Source organism: Tengunoibacter tsumagoiensis, from assembly GCF_003967535.1.
Lineage (GTDB): Bacteria > Chloroflexota > Ktedonobacteria > Ktedonobacterales > Ktedonobacteraceae > Tengunoibacter > Tengunoibacter tsumagoiensis.
In genome coordinates this window covers 2,956,343-2,976,021 of sequence record NZ_BIFR01000001.1, presented here as the reverse complement: position 1 = coordinate 2,976,021, position 19,679 = coordinate 2,956,343, and the positions used below count along the sequence as shown (strand labels likewise).

Annotated in this window: 15 protein-coding genes; 14 read left to right on the top strand and 1 reads right to left on the bottom strand. The window is 49.4% G+C overall.

All coding sequences use genetic code 11. The features are described 5' to 3' along the window. Window positions 1-358: 358 nt before the first annotated feature. From EL628_RS11740 to EL628_RS11700, 9 genes are all read left to right on the top strand, one after another. Window positions 359-1,072, top strand: a complete 714-nt coding sequence (locus EL628_RS11740) for a hypothetical protein (protein ID WP_126580134.1) — start codon at window positions 359-361, stop codon at window positions 1,070-1,072. A gap of 10 nt (window positions 1,073-1,082) precedes the next feature. Next, a complete protein-coding gene (locus EL628_RS11735; RefSeq protein WP_161975436.1) occupies window positions 1,083-2,030 on the top strand; it encodes an NYN domain-containing protein in 948 nt (315 codons plus the stop codon). 397 nt (window positions 2,031-2,427) lie between these two features. Continuing rightward, the gene (locus EL628_RS11730; protein ID WP_126580132.1) at window positions 2,428-3,822 is read left to right on the top strand and encodes a conjugal transfer protein TrbL family protein; all 1,395 of its coding nucleotides are present in this window, start codon (window positions 2,428-2,430) and stop codon (window positions 3,820-3,822) included. A 14-nt stretch (window positions 3,823-3,836) separates the two neighbouring features. Then, window positions 3,837-4,604 carry a CHAP domain-containing protein gene (locus EL628_RS11725; protein WP_126580131.1) on the top strand — a complete coding sequence of 256 codons (768 nt, stop codon included), beginning with the start codon at window positions 3,837-3,839 and terminating at the stop codon, window positions 4,602-4,604. A 25-nt stretch (window positions 4,605-4,629) separates the two neighbouring features. Next, window positions 4,630-4,896, top strand: coding sequence for a hypothetical protein (locus tag EL628_RS11720; protein WP_126580130.1), 267 nt, complete (start codon window positions 4,630-4,632; stop codon window positions 4,894-4,896). A gap of 64 nt (window positions 4,897-4,960) precedes the next feature. Then, window positions 4,961-5,416, top strand: coding sequence for a hypothetical protein (locus EL628_RS11715; RefSeq protein WP_126580129.1), 456 nt, complete (start codon window positions 4,961-4,963; stop codon window positions 5,414-5,416). Further along, window positions 5,417-8,296 (top strand): VirB4 family type IV secretion system protein, encoded by a 2,880-nt coding sequence (locus EL628_RS11710; protein ID WP_126580128.1) that lies wholly within the window; start codon window positions 5,417-5,419, stop codon window positions 8,294-8,296. Next, a complete protein-coding gene (locus EL628_RS11705) occupies window positions 8,293-11,352 on the top strand; it encodes a type IV secretory system conjugative DNA transfer family protein (RefSeq protein ID WP_126580127.1) in 3,060 nt (1,019 codons plus the stop codon). Before EL628_RS11710 ends, EL628_RS11705 begins: the two co-directional genes overlap by 4 nt. Then, a complete protein-coding gene (locus EL628_RS11700; RefSeq protein WP_126580126.1) occupies window positions 11,349-13,292 on the top strand; it encodes a replication-relaxation family protein in 1,944 nt (647 codons plus the stop codon). Before EL628_RS11705 ends, EL628_RS11700 begins: the two co-directional genes overlap by 4 nt. Window positions 13,293-13,859: 567 nt before the next feature. Here the strand turns inward: EL628_RS11700 and EL628_RS11695 are convergent. After that, window positions 13,860-14,477, bottom strand: a complete 618-nt coding sequence (locus EL628_RS11695) for a class I SAM-dependent methyltransferase (protein ID WP_281276556.1) — start codon at window positions 14,475-14,477, stop codon at window positions 13,860-13,862. A gap of 251 nt (window positions 14,478-14,728) precedes the next feature. On the opposite strand from EL628_RS11695, the gene EL628_RS11690 reads away from it, so the two are divergent. The 5 genes from EL628_RS11690 to EL628_RS11670 all read left to right on the top strand — a co-directional run bounded on the left by EL628_RS11690 (window position 14,729) and on the right by EL628_RS11670 (window position 19,420). Further along, complete coding sequence (locus tag EL628_RS11690) at window positions 14,729-15,049, top strand: winged helix-turn-helix transcriptional regulator (RefSeq protein WP_126580124.1); 321 nt, start codon at window positions 14,729-14,731, stop codon at window positions 15,047-15,049. Window positions 15,050-15,280: 231 nt separating this feature from the next. Continuing rightward, window positions 15,281-16,084, top strand: a complete 804-nt coding sequence (locus EL628_RS11685) for an NACHT domain-containing protein (RefSeq protein WP_161975435.1) — start codon at window positions 15,281-15,283, stop codon at window positions 16,082-16,084. A 142-nt stretch (window positions 16,085-16,226) separates the two neighbouring features. Beyond that, window positions 16,227-17,771, top strand: a complete 1,545-nt coding sequence (locus tag EL628_RS11680; protein ID WP_126580122.1) for a hypothetical protein — start codon at window positions 16,227-16,229, stop codon at window positions 17,769-17,771. A gap of 10 nt (window positions 17,772-17,781) precedes the next feature. Further along, a complete protein-coding gene (locus EL628_RS11675; protein ID WP_245994064.1) occupies window positions 17,782-19,128 on the top strand; it encodes an NAD(P)/FAD-dependent oxidoreductase in 1,347 nt (448 codons plus the stop codon). A 52-nt stretch (window positions 19,129-19,180) separates the two neighbouring features. Further along, window positions 19,181-19,420, top strand: coding sequence for a hypothetical protein (locus EL628_RS11670; RefSeq protein ID WP_126580120.1), 240 nt, complete (start codon window positions 19,181-19,183; stop codon window positions 19,418-19,420). The last annotated feature ends 259 nt before the right edge of the window (window positions 19,421-19,679 follow it).

The following is a 19,679-nucleotide window of genomic DNA, read 5'->3' as shown; positions in this document are numbered from 1 at the left end:
CATGCCAGCGCACTCGCCAATCTTGCGGATACACCAGTGTGGACCACTGCACATGACCAGGCTCTATCCAGATACGAAGAAAGGTGTACTTCTGCATGAGCAAGCACACATGGGTCGCGATCGAACTGCAGCCCTCTTCCTTATATGAGTTCTACGGACTATATAGATACTGTTAATTGCAAAGTTATTTTCTCAAATCTTCATAATGTAAATCTATTTTATAATCAATTCAAACATAAAAATACGCAAAATAAATATATTATTATAAAGTGTTTTGGTTCCATTTAAAATTGGGTATACTAAAACTAGTGCTCAGGCAAGTGGATAAGATCGGCTTAAAAGAAAAGGAGTGCAAGAAATGGAGATTTATTCTTTTGCACCTGGAATCCCTCAACGATCTCAAACAGTTCATCTCTTCTTTGAGAAGCCATACAATGAGATGAGAAACACCGTGGATCAGACTCCCGAAGATCGGCTCGCTACTATCTCAATCTCAGCCTATAGTAGTTCATTAGTTTCACTATTTCGTGTAGAACCACTCACGATTTACTATGAACAGCTTTCTGTCAGTGATTATCACAAAGCATTGTCAAAGAATCACATCCGATATAATTCCTCCTCAAAATTGCATGTTATCGTTCTTCATCTCCCTTATTCTGGCAGTACAGGGATAGTCAAAGCTATTTCACTTCAACCAGGACAGAACCAACAAGGAGCAATACAAATTCAATTCACTGAACAAGAGCTACTATTAGAAATTGTAAATAGCAAGCAAGACCTGGATTGGGTGAGATCAGAAAAGCAGCGGATATTCGATATAGTCTCACTCATGGTTGCCTGGTGCAACCGTGAGATTGATGAGTATAATCAGAGCTTATTATCATTAAGTGAAAAGCTTGTAGCGTATCGTCAATCACAAGTACAAGAAAAAAATCGGATATGTCAAGAAAACAACGCATTTCTTGCGAAGCTTGCGGAACCCTACATTCCTGTTACCATCCTTCCGCAAAAAGAAGCTATTCCAGTTCCTGCAGCTTCGAATGATGATGATTGGTATGATGATTATGAATGAAAGATGCGAGATGCAAAATATTCAGAGGCCTCCTTCCTTAATGGTTGAGCTGCTTTCTATGAGATGTTCTCACGTTGCTTCTTCTGGGCCATTGGTAGCAATACTGATTGATGGTGATAATGTCCAATTGTCAGAGGCTAAGCTCGTTGAGATTTTACAAGCGGCTGAAATGAAAGGACAAGTTGTAGCACGACATGTGTATGGTAGTTGGGCCACTAGTATACAGAGTGGATGGACAGACTTACTGCTTAAATACGCCTTTACACCCAAATGCCACATTGCTACACCAAAAAAGAATGCAACAGATATAGCACTTGCTGTTGACGCGATAGACCTCTTTTATCAAGGAATTACTCATTTTTTCCTTGCAAGTAGCGATAGCGATTTTCTTCCGCTCATTCATCGGCTACGTATGAACAATTGCTATGTGATTAGTGTAAGTGATCCAGCAAAGAATGCCTCACTTAGCCTGGCGTGTAACGGCACCATTCCACTCACCCACATCAAACAGAAAGTGTTAGCACCATCGGCAGAACAGCCCTCAGCCAGGAGTAAGAAAAAAACAAACGTTGAGAAGAAAAGCGAACCTACCAAAAAAGCACCCACAAAGAAAGCAGCATCAGTAATACAAAAGAAACCAAAAAATCAGCCAGCAGTAGCCTCTACACCAAAAGTGTTGAAGCCTCTAGATGACCCAGGACTGACACAAGAAATCAAATCAGCTTTTCTGGCTGTTACAGCACACAAAATTCCCAAAACGGCTTTACTCGTCGATATTGTAAAAGAATTAAGAGCTCGCTCAACGACTTTACGGCCAAAGGACTATGGCGAAAATTCACTTCTCTTCCTAGTCAAAGCAAAATCTGATCTTTTTGCTTTCCAGCCAGTCGAAAAAGATGGCCGTATAATGGATGAAGTGAGCTTACATGAGAGCAATGCTGATGAAGTTACACAGTAGCTAGTCGATTACGCGCATACGAAATTGAATATTCACCTTCCCAATACTAAGGAAGTATACCAATGTCAGAAGCAGACCTTGCTGTGAAAGTATTCTGCGCTTCTGCTATTGCCTGGCAACTCGGTACATCACCTGAGTCACCAATATAGATTTGTCCATATGTACCTGCCTTATAACAATAGCTACCTTTGCAAAAAAGAAGGTCCAGTTCTCAGGCATACTAAGCAATGCGGCCTCTGTAGTAGGCTTACTAGCCTGTTTGGAAGCAAGTATTGAGATGCAAAGTGTCTCCAAACATACTCACATCAAGATGACATACAAAGACATCGATTTCTTCACAACCATTCCCATTTTTTGGCCTCTCCATCTGTTACACTTGCTTTATCACATAAAGGAGGTGAACCTTCTGAACAGGTTACTACCGGTTTCGATGCCTGAAGAGGTCTTCTCGACTGTAACCAGATCAGCCAGTCGAACAATCACTTTTGAGTTTCATCATCTTATCGCTCGTCAACCACAGCTCGATGCTCAGCAACAACGACGTCTCAAACGACTCTGCTGGACAGTCAGCGGCTTTCTCCTGTTGCTTGCATTGGTGATGAATGTCTGGCTCGTACCTCATTCTTCGCCTATCACTAATGCACCTGGTCGCAGTGGAAAAGGTGGCGTCTCGCAGACTTATGGAAACAGCATCTGCGGTCATGCTGATGACGTGTTTCACCGTCTTGGCTTTGCCTCTGCACAGGTTCCAACAACCCGGCAGTTGCAAGAGCTTCCTCGTCCTGGAAGGACATCGTCAACAGACGCTTCAACGTATGATCCAGCAACGGATGTGCTGTGTACATCGGGGTGGAACAGTCTCTACACACAATTCGTCCAAACTCATGCCAGTATGATGGGAGCAGCTCACGCACCAACCGATTCCGTGTATGGGTTGGATTGGGTTCAAGGCATTCTTGGTGGATTGCTCTCATCATGCATGAAGGGGTTAGGCGACTTTCTCAATCAGGTCATTGGTTGGTTTAATAGTCTGCTCTTCTTCATCAGTACTCCCCACGAGGATACCGATCAGATGCCCGTCGTCGCAGCGCTGCATGGCTGGATGGTGACCGTGGTTGGAAGCGCTCTGGGTCTGATCCTGGTCATCGGTGGCTACAACTATATGCTCCAGCCCAACAGCACCTTTCGTGAGATGGCTCCTCGACTGGCGTTCGCAGCGATCGCTGCCGCCTTAAGTATGACCTTTATCCATCAGTTCATCGATCTGAGTAATGAGCTCTGTCTGGGTGTCCAGTCGGCGCTGGTGACTGCTGGTATCGGCGATCTCAATCTCCCGCTGGGCATCATTAACTGGCCCACAGCCCCAGTCTACGAGATTCTTACTTATCTCATTGATCTGGTGATGTGTCTGCTGCTGGGCATTGAGATGCTCGTGCGCATTGCCACGCTGGATCTGCTGATTGTCCTGGCTCCCCTTGGTATGCTGTGCTTTGCGCTACCTCAAACGATCGCCTGGGAACGACTCTGGGTACAATCCTTTGTCGCGACGCTGATTGTGCAATTTCTGCAGGAGATCTGTATTGGCATGGGCAGTGCTCTTATTGGCAGCTTTGGACATGCATCAATGACCATTATGAGCCTTTTAATTGGTATTGCGGCGCTCTACGTCGCCTTCAAAGTACCGAATATGCTGCTCTCCAGCGTCGTGAAATCTACGATGGGTGAAGTGCATCGCGATTTTGGCAATACAATCCGCAGTGTTGCTGAGACGGCTCTGTTGATGGCTGCTTAGAAAGAGGCACTTCTATGCTTCGATTCATCGGTTTCCTTGTCGCTGCCAGCCTGATTCCAGTGGTTCTCATTGTTGTTCTGGTTGCCATTTTACTTTCAGCTCTCGGCTCTGGTCTCGAAAGCACAGGAACAGGCGGCTTGACGGGCACACCACTCCTGTTTACCGCATGTCCTACCGCCCGCTCAACTGCCTGTACGTCAAGTCAGAAGATGACCGCCGTCGCTCAGGCAGCAGCGCTTCTACAGGACCATACCTGGGGTATTCGAGCCAATATGTATGACCGCTTTGACCCGGTGGTAGCTCCAGTCTATCGCTTCTGGATCAATACCTGTGGGACTGGCCATCAGATCTGCGATGAGGCAGCCAGCGGCAACTTACAGTGCGTGGAGTTTGTCACTGGGGCCTTCTATCTGGCTGGCGATGATCTGCCTGCTGTTGGCAACGGCATTGATTTCTGGCCGCTCTATCAGCACCTGGATGGGTGGACCGAAATTCCAGTGGGGACCGGCTGGCCTCATCCTGGCGACATGATGGTCTGGAGTGGCGGTGATTTTGGGCATGTCGCCGTTGTTACCGAGACAGTCCTGCCAGTTGATGGCAAAACAGGATCGGTGACTGTGGCACAGGCCAATGCCCCAGGAACGCGCTGGGATGCTGCTCATGCCGATCAGCCGGGCAACTGGTACCGTATGTTGCTGCATGCCGATGGCTCCATCTCGACCTGGCCCGGCTATACAGTCCTGGGTTTTGTCCGTCAAACCACGTCTTCTTCTGTTTCCTGACCAGTGCAAGAAAGGATCTCTCTCGATGCTTCTCTCATTATGGTTTCGCTTGCTCCCGCTGGCTGATGTCAGCACGGCATTTAGCAATCTGGCTACTCTCGTCGGAGGATATTTACCGGGCATCCTCACCTTTATCTTTGTGATTGCTGGTTATATGTACGTCACCGCTATCGCCGATCCGCAAAATGCCATCCTGGCCAAACGAGGCATGGGGCATGCCGTGGTTGGAACCATTCTCATCGTGCTGGCTGGGACCATTGCCGTCGCATTCTATACCTCTATTACCAAATAAACACTCGATAAGCGCTCTCAGCGAACTATGCTGAGAGTGCTTCTAGAAAGAAAGGGCCTATTGCGTGTCATCATCGCGTCCGTCATCTCCACCGCAACGCTATCAGATTCCCACCCATCTCAACGTGCCCGATAAAATAGACCTTCCGCTCTTTGGCATTACCATTAGTGTCACGATTCGACAGGGCTTAATTGCAGTGATTGGAGGAGGGCAGGCCCTGCAGGTCTGGAACCAGTTGAACTTCCTGAGTTACTATGGCACCGCCGGACAGGTGCTTCATCTCTTCTTCCCTGGACTCATCGTTCTCGTCACGCTTCTCTTTGCCACGCTCAAAATCGCGGATCGCCACCCGGAAATCTGGTTGGCTCTACTGCTGTACTATATTCGACATCCCAGAATCTACATCTGGCAGAGTGTTCGCACCGAACGATTGCTCACGACCGCACGCACTCAGGAAAGCCCGATAGCGCAGACACCATCTTCGATCTGGTTAGATGAACAAGAAGAGGAATACCACTAGATGAAACTTCATATTCGCCCACACACTGTCTCAACAAACGCAAACCAGCACACCTTCACAGCAACACGCCCTGGCAGTGTCCAGCAGCAGTTTGTGGCTGCACGCGCTGTCTCCAACGAAATTCTCTGTTTGAGCACTGCTACGCTGGGACAATTCGATTATGTCAGTATTCTGCATATTGAAGGAATTTGCTACGATCTCAAAAGCGAGGAGGAACAGCGCCTGCTCAATGAGCTGTATCAGGCCTTTCTCTCTGCGCTCTCCTATCCTGTTCAGATTCTGTGGCGCGTCCTGCCTCTCAATCTCAGCGGGTATGTTGATCAGTTTGTAGAACAGAGTACTCACAACGAGAAGAGTCACACAGCAGATATCTGGGATCTCATGGCTACCTCTCATCGTCAATTTCTGGAACAACTGGGCTCACAACGGACCTTACTGGATCGCCAAATCTATCTGGTCATTCGCGTCTCGTCTGGGACATCAAGCGCCACGGCAACAACACGTTCCTTTCTGCCACACAAAAGGAGAGCGCAGCAACAGCTTCAGCAGCAAGAAGCACTGGAGCGTGCTCGTCAAGAATTGGATATTCGCATCGGCGAGATTATACGTTTGCTGAGCAATATGAATCTGGCTGTCCGTCAGTTGAAAGGGCCGCAGGAACTGATCCCGCTCTATTACTCTTGCCTCTCGCCAGGAAAAGCCATGCAGTATCCACTCTCCCCGCAGAGTATCGACGCCATCGATCGTCCTATTCAAGTGAAAAACGATCGCAAAAACGCTCCTGTATCACAATCATCTGATGGCGTGTCGCTCTTTGCTTCCACCATGCAATCGGTTGAGCACACCCCATCTCACGAGAGTTCATCCTTCCGACGCAAACATGGCCATCAACAGACAAATCCAATCGAGATGCAGCATGATTTTGAGCAACTCGCCGATTTAATTGCTCCTTCCGCAATTGTGATTTCACCTGATTGTCTGAAGGTGGAAGACAGCTATGTGCGCGTCCTTCGCGTTCACCATCTCCCACGCATGGTAGCTGCAGGCTGGCTGAAACCGTTAGCTGAACTGGATGAACCAATGGAGGTGAGCTTTCATCTCACTCCTCTCAATTCAGCGCTGATGGTCAATCAATTTCGCCGCCGTCAGATGGAGTATCTTTCCTCACGGATGATTGCCCAACGCAAAGGCAATGAGATGGACCCGCATCTCAAGGTGGCAGAGTTCGATGTGGATCGGCTCATTGATCGGTTAGCCAGCGGCGAAGAACGGATGCTGGATTTCACGATGCAGGTGGTCCTGAGAGGAGCTTCCCGCCGTGAGCTCAACGAACGCACCGAGCGTATGCATTCCGTTTTACACAATATGCTGCTCAACGCCCGCGTATCCCATTTTGAGCAGGAACGCGCCTTCCGCTCCAGCCTGCCTCACGCCCGCAGCCTGCTGGGAGCTGGCATTTTACTGGATAGTCAGAGTGCCTCAACCATGTTTCCCTTCCTTTCTAATGCGCTCTTTCATCCAGGTGGCGTTCTCGAAGGCATCACTCCACAGGGTGATCCGGTGATTCTCGATAGCTGGAGCACCGAGATGGCCAACGCGAACCGCATCATCTTAGGACCACCAGGATGGGGCAAATCCCATCAGGTAAAAGCTTCAATTATGCGTATGGCACTCAAGTATGCGAGTAAAACACCTACCAATCCTGCGAGCAGAGAGCTATCCTCATCTACCGCACCGTTTCAGGTTATTGTTATTGATCCGGAACGCGAGTATGGGCGTATGGCAGCAGCTATGAATGGACAGGTGATCCGGCTGGCTCCCGGCTCATCACATCATATCAATCCATTTGATCTCCCACATACTACTCGGGTGCAAACCAGCATGGAACATGGCGACCGCTTATCTGATCAAGCACAAAAGCTCCATACCCTGCTGGAATTAATGCTGGCTGATCGTACGCCAACGGGAGCTGGCACGTTAACCTCCAACGAGAAAGGCTTGCTAGATCGCGCCATCTTTGAGACCTATCGCAAGGTTGGTATCACCTCTGACATCAGTACCCATTCGCGTTCTGCTCCCTTGATGCGCGACCTCTACGACGTGCTGGAAAGCGGCATCTGTGGACCCGATACCAGTGGATTGACCCAACGCTTACGGCGCTATGTCCATGGGTCGCTAGCCGGGCTTTTTGCTGGTCCGACAGATATTGAGCTCGAAAACGTGATCATTGTCTTTGATATTCATGATATGGAAACCGAACTACGACCCATCGGACTCTTCCTCGTCTCCAACTTTGTCTGGACGCAGTCTTTCCAGTCGCGTATTCCGCGTCAATTGATCGTCGATGAGGCAGCCACTCTGTATCAATATGCCAGTGGAGCCCTCTTTCTAGAGGATCTGGTCCGACGCGCTCGTAAGCACTACTTAGGAGTAACCATCCTGTCACAGCATCCCATTATCTTTAAAGAAAGCGCCATTCCTGCCAACTGTGCCACCCACGTGCTTATGCGCCAGGATGCCACCTCTCTTGACCTGATTCAGCAGATGTTTAAGCTCTCCAGCCGCGAAGTCCAACTCCTGCGCCGCTTAGGAATTGGCGAGGCGTTATTGACGACCAGTGAGAAGCGTTTGCATGTACGCTTTGAAACCAGTGAACTGGAACATCTACTGGCAACAACTGATCCACGTGAGCTGGCGTCCCTGGCAGATGGTGAGGCATCCGAGGAGTTACGGCCATTGCTTGAACGAATTGGCACGTTTGATCGGTTGTTAGCGAATGAAACAGTCAAGCAGCCAGCACTCTCAGTGAAAGAGCAGGGCTCAGCAGTGGAACCTCGCACTCAACGCATCTCTCCTGAGCGGATGGAGAGCATTTCATGAAGCTGGCAGCATTGTCTTCACGCGCCAAACCAGACGCAACCACCATCGCAGCACCGCTGCTGGCGATGCGTGTGATCCCACCGCATCATATAGGACAAAATGATCAAGTCCGTCTGGTAACCGCCATGCATAGTCTGGTCGTAGACGAACGACACCCTATCGCTCTAGAGTTAATAGGAACAACTCAGCAACGGGGCTTCGTCATTCGGGCCACGACCACGGAATCGCTCCAACATGTCATACACCAGCTTCGGGCTCGCTATCCACAGGCCGTCTTCCTTCCATTGCCTGCCTCCGAGGACCCTTTTCGGCTGGAGACACACGAGGTGGTTTCAGCCCTGGAACTGCAGGCAGGAGAGGCATCCTACCTGCCCCTGCAGTCCTGGAATGATCAGACTGCTGAGCAAGAAGGAGCTGATCCCCTTCTTGGACTCCTGGCAGCCCTTGATGGAGTACCCGAGAATACACGCATCGTGGCACAACTCGCACTGGCTCCAGCGGCTGCCAACTGGTCGCACAAAGATCAACGGAAAGCGGTCGAGCATGCCCTTGAACCAGAACGCAATGCCCAACGGCAAGCCCTCTCACAACAGTACCTTACCGGAGGTGCTCCGAGCACGCCGCTCATCATCCTGGGCATGATCGTCATTGCACTACTCATAGGCTACACCCGCTTCAAATCCTGGCTTCCGGTCTGGGTAGATGAGGCCTTTACGACCCAGCTCCATGGCAAGTTACCACAGCTTACCCAGACACAAACGCTTCAGTATTATGGCGGCATGGGGCTGATTATTATCCTGATCCTCGCCTGTTTCTGGCTCTTTACCCACATTCATCGCTCCTGGGGGAAACGTCCCCTCTACAACATGCAACTGGTCCAGAACAAAACAATGCGCATGGCCTATCGCGTCCGTCTACGGATCTACGTGATAGAACCAGCGCTCAACCATCCGCTACCCAGAGGCACACGCGTACGGGAGTTGCTCCAGGCATGGAGACACGATTGGCATATGCTTACAACAACAGAACCGGGCGCACACCGCTCGCACCTGGGACGCGAAGGCCTCCAGACATTGATTGCAATGACCGTTCATAGCGGCCCGGCTCTTGCCAGGGCCTGTCAGAATCTCTGGCACTATATCACACAGGTTCGAGCCAGGAGCCAGCGCCGAACCATCCTGCTGGCCCAGATGCTTGCGGCCTATCGCCAATATCACCTCGCGGCAGGCAACTATTTTGTGCCCAGGCGTCTTGGTTCACGAGAAGCTCACCATGCCATACAAGCAGGAACGGGACTGGCCAGACTCTGGTCAGGCTGGTGGCAGGGAGTCAGAACATCATCCCATCTCATCGATGTCGAAACGCTGGCAGCCCTCTGGCACCTCCCGCCCGATCAGACACTGGGACAGCTTGCACAGATGGAACAACAGCAGATGAGAACCTTCCCCCTACCAGCAGCGCTCATCGGAGCAACAGAAGCACCTTTTTCCTTTGGCATCAGCGAACATGCGGGCCATCAGCAGCCCTTCGCCTTTCCAACCGAGTGCCTGCAACGACATCTCTTCATAGGCGGGAAGTCAGGCGAAGGCAAAAGCACCTGTATGGAGCACCTCGCACGCACCGCGATGCACCAGGGTGGACTGCTCGTCATTGACCCTCATGGCGATCTAGCCGAGCATATCCTTGCTCTGGTACCATCTCATCGCATCGATGATGTGCTCCTGATCGATCTTTCCGATCCTGACTACGCAGTGGGGCTGAACCCACTGGATGCTACACTGGGACGCGGGCGCGATAAGGCCATCGCCGATCTGCTGAAAACGCTGGCTCATATCTGGGCCTCCTCCTGGGGGCCACGCATGGAAAATGCCTTTGAATATGCGCTACGCACCCTCTTTGAGGTTAATAAAGCGCTGGTGCAACAGAATGAGCACCAGGGCCCGACCCGCCAATATACATTGCTCGATGTCATGCACCTGCTCACCGATGAAAGTTTCTGCCATTCCTTACTTGAACAGGTAAGTGACCCGTTCATTCTGCGCTGGTGGACGCTCTATTATGATCTACTCAATCCATCCATGCAACGCGAACGAACCGATCCCGTTCTGTCGAAAGTCGCCAAATTTGAAAGCGTGATTGCCCGCCGCATCCTGGGTCAGAGCCAATCCACACTCAACTTCTCTCAGGCGATCGCCCAGGAAAAAATCATCCTGGTCAAACTCGCCAAAGGCGTGGTGGGTGAAGATGTGACACGCCTGCTGGGCAGTACCCTCCTGGGTCTGATTCAAATTACCCTGGAGGAACAAGGAGCCCTGGCGATACAGGAACGCAAACGGCTCTGCATCATGGTAGACGAGTTTCAGACCTTTCGTGGAGTGGATTGGGCCGCGCTGGCGGAACTGCGTAAATATGGGGCAGCTTTCTATCTGGCGACACAATCGCCTGAGTATCTGGTCAGCGTTCATGATCAACTCTTGCCAATGGTGCTGGCCAACGTCAAGCAGTATATCCTCTTTCACGTCTCTGCTCGCGATGCTCAATTGCTCCATCAAGAAATCGGAGTCGAGGCAGAGGATCTGGCGACACTCGATAGCTACCGCTGCTATATCAAGCTGACCTACCAGAATCGGCGGCTTCCAGCCTTTTCCATCACCATGGACCCACCACCATCAGGCGATGAAGATCTGGCTCGACGCATTCGCCACGACAGTCAGCGACGTTATGGAGTCGCTGTTAACACCATAGATAGCCAGTTACAGGAGGCTTTGATTCGGGCCATCGCTTCACAACCCCACCAGGGTCTGGTTCAGTCAGGTTCTACAAAAGTGCATATGGCAACACGACAGGCGGATGCCAATGTTCAACCAACTGAACGCATAGCACTGCTCCCTGGCCCTGAGAACGAGACACCCAAAGCGCGTGAAAGTGGCTATCGTGGTCGGAAATCCCAGGAAACAGCACGCTCCAGTGGGGATGAAAAGAAGCATGCACAACCCATGTCCCAGGTCTGGACCGACAAAAATGCGCCCACAACACAGGTACAGGAACGGCAATGAGAAACGAAACACAGCGAAAACCGCCTGAGTACGTCAATGCTCAGGCTCTCCCCCATTCGGAACTGTCTTCACGACAGGTCGATATCTTACTCTGGCTCTTGCAACACCCTTATCAGCGTGGAGAGGATCTGGCGCTGGCGCTGGGCGTCCATACCACATCTCTGTATCGCCAGATGAAAATGCTCAAAAGCCAGGGCTATCTTGAATCGATCACCCCTTCGCTCGAACAAAAAAAAGCTGCTCACCTGTTTTATCTCACCAGTCGGGGCATACAAGCAGCCGCAGAACACATGCAGTATCCAGCCTCCGTCTTAGCGAAGCGCTGGCAGGCGGACGAAGCAGGGCTACGTGCGCTTTTACCGCGATTAGGAACGCTCTGCAGGCTTCAAGAGCTCATCAATGGGCTGGTAGCAGACCCACCAGCTACGCTTCTCGGTGAAAAGAAAGGACCAATCCAATGGCATTGGCGTCGACAGTATCGCCATAGCTTCCTCTCAAAAGGCAAACGCCACACTGTGGAAACAGACGCAGTGCTGGTTTTTCAGCGATCTGGCGCCACAAGAAACCAGAGTACCTATGGATGTGCCTTCTTGCTCATCGATCCCGGATATGTCGGACCACACGATCGACAGGTCATGCATGCCCATCTCGAAAACATGCTCCGTTTTCGCGAGAGTGCCGAACGCTGGTCTCAGTATCATGCCTTTCCCGCGCTTTTGATACTGACCACAACCCGACGACAGCAGCATCTCTGGCAACAGGCAGCTCAGGAAGCTGCTGAACATCTGCATCTGGTGCCACTTCACGGTGCCATTCTGGCACTGGAGACAGATCAGCACCCGCTTTCGTTCTGGACGCTTTCCTGGCAGCACCTCTCTCTAGCTGGCCCTATACAGATAACACAACTGTTCACACCGATCCAGAAAGAGGCGCTTCCTCCAGAAGTATTCGCGCCCAAGCGGGAGATCGCCCCTGGCACGCTGACACGACAGCCTCAGGAAAAAAATCTGGTCAGAGGCAGCTTTGACCAACGAGCTCAGCAGAGTCTGCAACGACTCTACGTCCCTGAAGGCCGAGAACAGGAACAGATTTCGCTACTCACCACCCGGTTGCAGTCACGCCACCGCAGCATCCTGCTCCTGCTCTATGCCCATCCTTTGCTCTCGCAGGAAGAGCTGGCCATCTTTCAAGATATAGAAGTGGAAAGTACGCGTCGCTATCTGTTACTCTTCAAACAGTGGTCCTGCCTGCACATTCATGAGACTGAGGATGGCCGTCGCTTCTCCCTGAGCAGCCGAGGCTTGCGAATGCTTGCCGCTATGCTCAACATTCCATTTACCACTGTGAGCGAGATAGGTCCGGCATGTGGGGAACTGGCAGGTGAAGACTATCGTGTTCAGCGTGGCATGCCAGCAGCCTTGAAGATTCTTCAACATACAACAGGCGTGTATCGTTTTTTCGCCAGCCTTCATCAGGCGGCACGGAATGAGGAATTACTGTGGTGGGAGACAGAAGCGCGTTGTGCTCGTCGCTATTACCATCAAGGAGCCTGGCATAACCTCTTACCCGACGGCGCGTTCGCGTACAGAGCAGATGAGCAAACAATCCATGCCTGGCTGGAGTGGGATGAGGGCACGATGAGTATGCGTCAGTTGGGTGCCAAGATGCGTGCGGATGCTCATTATGTCCGCTCTCGTCAGTGGCAAAAAGAAGAAGGTACCCTGCCGATGCTACTCATTGTGGTGCCGGGCAAGCGAGAAGAGCTAAGAATGGCGGATCTGATCGAACAATATCTGCATGAAACCGGACTGATTGTCCGTTCGACGACAGCAACGAGATTGGCAGATCATGGCCCATTGGGAACGATCTGGTTGCCACTGTTTCCTGCTGCTAGCAAAAAAGGAAGTGGTTTTATTCATATAATGCAAGGAAGATCATGAAAAGCCCAGGGAGATACATGCGTTCCTCGCAGTCACTTATGATGAATAATGATATATTATTTTAGCTTCATATCATTAGATAAAACATTCAATCACACATGAGAAAAAATGGGAAGTACAAAAGAGTATCCTTTGCTTCCTAGTTTGCCTTATGTGTGATTGAATGGAAGCATACTGTACCTCGACCTCACTCCTGGCCAAATTGGCCTTCCATATCAAAGTTTTTCTTTTAACACCATGCACTGGTTTCTTGGAATGCTGGATATGCTTAATGGAATAATCTTGAGGCATTGAGCCTCAGATGCTCCAAATCCTAGACAGTCTGCAATGCCATAAAATAGATAGAACATTCAGGTGTTTACACTGGCATGGTTCAATAGCACCTTAAATGATTAAATTTCAGGTAAAACCTGAAATTTGCTAAAGATTTTTCTATCTTCTGAAATTTTTTGCTAATTTTAACGTGAGTTCTGGATAAGCAGTCCCCTCAGCCACCAGGGCAAAAACCAGGAACGCTTTATGAGTGGCTTACGGAATTTCACTGAAACAGAACTCACGTTTGGAAAGTTATATCAGACGTGAACCAATTGCATAACCAATTTCTGGTAATTTGTTAGAACGAGTGGCAATTTCTCCGCTTTCAATGCCGGAAAAACCCGCTGCCTGGAGAAATCCGGGTTGGTCCTGTACTCCACTCTTCCAGGGACCGGTATGTTCTGGTTTCTCTGATGGCTGTGCAGATGACTCAGGACGCTTGAAATCAACGATGATGACCCGGCCTCCAGGCTTAAGGACGCGGACTATTTCGGCTAGCCCCTGTTGTTTCACATTATCGGGTAAAACGTGCATCATAAACGTACTGAGGACCACATCAAAGGACTGATCTGGATAGGGTAGGTGCTCAATAACCCCGACCTGGTAGGTGATGGAGAGTCCTGACTGGTTGGCTTTGGCTTGGGCGCGGGCAATTTGTTTAGGTCCGGGATCAAGGCCATAAATTGTGCCTGTGACTCCTACACATTGCCCGATCAACTGCGTCATACTGCCAGTGCCGCAGCCTACATCCAACACTGCTTCACCTGGCTGAAATTGGGCCAAATCCATTATTTTTCGCTGTACCTGCTTTAGTTCACCACGTGACTGGAGGTTCATAAACCACAGCAACAAATCGTAGCGCCATCCCATATTTAGGACATGCCCTTGTGTGGACGACAAGTCAGGCTTGGAGGATTGCGGATGGTGATGAGAATTTCCGTGCATACAATTGCTCCTTTTTGGGTGAGAGAGCTGATTTCCGATCTGGAATGAAAATCAACCAGTTTGATCGCCTTGTCACTGTTCAATACAGTCGATATAATGACCTTACCTGAAGATTCAGGCTCGCACAAGTACGCAATTTTTTTTGCCTATCGAATTTGTTGAAAGGATTGATCGTTATGCTGCCTAAAACACCGTCCATCAGATGTCCACTGGGGGTGATCAGTGTTGGCGGGAAAATAAAACTGAACATCGGGTGGTATTTGCTAAATGGTCCGAAACGTTTTGGGGACTTGCTCCGACTCATGCCAGAAACCAGCCGGCAGATGCTTACTCTGCAATTGAGAGATCTTGAACAACTGGGTATCATCGAGCGAAAAGTATTTCCCCAGATCCCAGCGCGAGTTGAGTATTCGCTCTCAGAGTATGGCAAAGGTCTGGAGCCAATGTTGCGGCAAATGCAGCAATGGGAAGAAGAATTTCCCTGGATCTTGCGATAAGCTAACATAAGTTCTGGATATGCAGACCCCTGTTTGATAGGTTAGAATAGGAGCAAATCAAGCGTACTTCTATTCACTATCGCAGAGATCTAGAAATAAGTTTACTTGAGTTGTTTTGCTCTGTCGATGATTTTATGCTGAACTTTGAGTCGCACTGGAAAGCCAGTCAATTGCAAGCAGCGAGAGGCTAAGACCACAGAAGTCGTTGAAGAGATGACTCGTGGATCATCAATGCATTCATTCATTGACAAAACAGCCTCAAAGCCCACAAGAAAAGAAGACAAAAACCGCTCCATTATTCTGAAGCGTGTTCATGAACATTGGATTTCTGGAGTATTACGCGCTGTATCAAGCACTCCTCTTCTGACATTGGACTTGCAGATACTACCTGATGCCGTTGTCAGACCCTGGGGAACACAGATACCTGCTGCTTATCCAGACTCTTGGGGAAAACTTTCTTCAGGCACAAAGATTACAGATATCTACTCAGACGCAGATGGAGCATTGCTCATCCTGGGCGAACCTGGAGCAGGAAAAACAACGCTCCTACTAGAATTAGCCAGCAATTGTATAGAACATGCACTCCAGGATGATACACAACCGTTTCCTTTTGTTTTTCTACTCTCATCCTGGTCCGAAAAGTATGCCTCTTTTTACGAATGGCTTATTCAGCAACTTATGATGACATACCTCGTTCCCTCACAACTGGCGCATAAGTTGATGTTAAATGACCAGATATTTCCGTTGCTTGATGGGTTAGATGAAGTAAACACGCAGTCACAAGCAGCCTGTATAAAGGCTATTAACGCGTATCGGCAGAAGCATGGTCTTATGCCTATGGTTGTTACCTGCCGTTCTGCAGATTATAATGCCCTTCCAAACAAGCTTTTGCTCACCAGTGCCGTCGTTGTAAAACCATTAAGTACGCAGCAGATTGATGAGTATGTTTTTCAAAAGGGGGCAAAAGCCTGGAAGCAGTTCAAGTTGCCCTTCAAACTGATCCAATACTACAACAGATGGTTTCAGTACCTTTGATGTTGAATACTTTAACCCAGGCCTATCAGGACATATCCATTGAGGAAATGTTAGCTCTTAACAACATGGAAGAACGACGTAACAAAGTTTTGAGCAGTATGTTCGCCGGGCCATTGAGCGAAAGCCGCAACAAGGCTACCCAATGGAAGAAACAATCAAACGATTAACATGGTTAGCTCAACAAATGCAGAAGCATAATCAGAGTGAATTCTACCTTGAGCATATGCAACCCACCTGGCTCGATAAGACTGCTCAGATACAGTATCAAAACACGGTCATTCGTCTCGTCTTTGGCATCAATTTCTTCATTGACGCTGGCCTGTTCGCCTGTTTCCGAGGGGACTCAGAGCCTAACTTGCCGGGGCTTTTTTACTGGCTCGGTGGAAGGGGCTATGGGAATACCATCCTGGGATGGATGGCAGATGGTCTGGGCGGGAGCCTGAAAGGTGGCGGAAGTCTGGGTAGCATGATCTTTCTTGCAGAAATAATCATTGTTCTGATTGCCGGGCAAGATCTTCTGAGCAGGAACATCGGTGAAGCCGTCCATCGATTGTTACAAGGATTTATTCGTGCGCTACCCATCGCGCTTATCTTTGGCCTGATTGTTACCATCATCGCAGGAGCACTACTTACGTCCTTGCATGGCCTCTCTGATGGGCTAGTTCGCGGAGGTGGGACTGGACTTTTCGAGGGAATGATTGTCTGGCTAATGGTTGCCTTAACCTACGGGTTAGGACCAGAACAAAAAAATGATGCAAAAGAAAAACGTCATCGCTCCTGGACACATAACTACTTCCAATTTCGATCGTTCATTGATCGATTGATCAATTTTGGGTTCTTTGCAGCCTGTGCAATGATAGGTATGACAAGCATCTACTCTTTACAGTCTCAAACCATACAACCCTCTTTTCTGCTCTTTGGAGCATTGATTGGCATTGGGATTGGTGCAGTCTTTGGTCTGGGCAATACCACTGAGTTCATGCTGGATCTTGGCATCACCATTAAACCAGCTGAAGTTGTGGAATGGTCATGGAAACACGTCCAAGATCATTTGAAAGACAACATCAAAGCGGGCCTTCTGCTTGGAGGAGCAATTGCGCTTCCAACAAGCCTCTCACTGAGCATCGCAACAAGTATCTTTCATGGCATCTCTTATGGATGGAACTATGGGCTTGTTTATGGTTCAATTGTGGGAATGGTAAATGGAGTTGCTGCTATCCTGACAGGTATTCTTAATAGTGGTTGGTCGTCAGATACGCTTCCAAACGATCAACATCAACACATGCAACCCGAGCAAGGAACACGCAATTCGCTCAAACACGCACTGTTTTCCGCGTCGAGGTTCGGCCCGGTTGGTGGGATCGTCGGAGGTCTCTGCTGTGGACTGGGTTTCTGGCTGGCGGGAGTGCCAGGATGGCCCGTCTTGATCCTGGGGTTTATACTTATCTATAGCGTCGTTTTTTCTGTGCGCTTCTGGACCGCCTATGGTGGTCGAGCATTCATCGAACATATGGTACTACGCTGGTATCTGGCAAGAGCTAATGTTCTGCCCTGGAAGGGTGTGTCATTCCTCGATTATGCTGCTGAATGTTCCCTATTACGTAAAGCTGGTGGTGGTTATATCTTCTTCCATCGTTTACTGCTTGAGTATTTTGCACAGCTATCTAAACATGAGACGAAAGAATAAAAGAAACAAAATGGCAACAGCATCAACACTATCAAAAAGAAATCATGCTATTGTTATTGGAGGTGGGATCGCTGGCTTACTCACCGCCCGAGTGCTCCTCAATTATTTTGCACAGGTTACACTCATTGAACGTGATCACTATCCAGAAGAACCCATCTTTCGGCCTGGAGTCCCTCAAGGACGACAGGGACACACCCTACTCTTGAAGGGACAGCACATCATAGAATCGCTTTTTCCAGGTATCCACGAAAAGCTGATCAAGCATGGAGCTATTGAGCATGATTATGGCAGCCAGTCATTCTTCTACTACGGTTGGGGGCGAGCACCACGCATTGAGTCCTCTCTGCAGGGATGGAACAGCTCACGGCTCCTGCTGGAATGGGAGATACGGCAGGCTCTTCTTCAATATGATCGCCTCCAATTTCTAGAAGGCCATGAAGTCATCCAGCTACTCTTTGACCAGAGTATCAACCAGGTGCAAGGGGTGCGTGTCCGAGAACGAAATCATAGCAACCCACTGGAAAACACGGGGAAGGACATCAAAGCTGATCTGGTGATAGATGCAAGTGGCTCAACCTCTCATGCACCTGAATGGCTCAAAGAGTTAGGATTTCAAGAACCTGCAGAGACGGAGATCAATACCTTTCTCGGCTACGCCACTCGTCTGTACGAGCCACCAGCTGACTTTCAGGCTGACTGGAATATTATTGCAATCCAGGGCATCCAGAATAGCAAACGTGGTGGCGTATTAATGACTATCGAGGGTGGAAAATGGATGGTCATTCTTGCTGGCACACAGAAAGATTATCCACCTACCCACAATGACGCAGATTTTCTAGAGTTTGCCCGTAGCTTACCCGACCCGATTATCTATGACAGCATAAAAAATGCAACACCAATCTCGTCTATTCATGGCTATCGTCGAACCGCGAACCGTATTCGCCATTTTGAGCGCCTGAAACATTTTCCCGATCGTTTCTTAGTGCTGGGGGATGCGGTCTGCAGCTTTAACCCAATCTATGGCCAGGGGATGACAGTGGCTGCCCTGGAGGCTCAGGTTCTTGATAAAAGCTTGAAGAAGGATCAACAGCAGAAAAAGGGCTTCTCAAAACATTTCCAGCGAAAGCTAGCTAGACTTCTTATCTCGCCCTGGCTTCTTGCCGCAGTTGCAGATGCTCCCTCTATGGAACACCCGCAACCCATACTGCGCATACCTCAATGGTATATGGACCGAGTCATTATGTTACTGCCACATGATGCCTATGCGTTCCTTACTTTTAGCGAGGTTCTGCATATGTTGCGCTCTCCAGTCGCACTTCTGCATCCTGCTATCCTGACGAAAGTTTTAACAAACTAGGTGAAGAAATGAGGCTTTACATAACAATTTAATCAAAAAGAAATTTGTGGTGATGGGTGATGCGGCCTGTAGCTTCAATCCCGTCTACGGCCAGGGGATGACGGTTGCAGCCCTGGAAGCTCATGCTCTGGATATCTGCCTGAAGAGGTCTGATCGAAAAGGGAACTTGAAAGGCTTTTCTCGCCTGTTCCAGTTCCAGAAAAAGGTTACGCGAACCCTTCGCTTGCCCTGGCTCTTTGTATCAGCTGGCGACGCTTCGAAAAAGAAGAAGCAGAGCCGTGCTGGTAAGTAATGGAGCGATTGATTGATCTACTATCGCAAGATCAACAGATTCTGAAAACGTTCTTGGAGAGACTGCACGTGTTGCGTTCGCCACTGGTGCCTATGCATCCAGAGATCCTTTTAAAATTTTTGAATCATCAGGACCAAAAGCTAATACTTGATGGATAAAGTTAGCTGCGCACCATAAACCAGAGAAAAACTCAAAACTTAAAACGTAGCCACTGTCTTGCTATTATTTACAAGGGCTAATTATGCCCACATAAAACAGG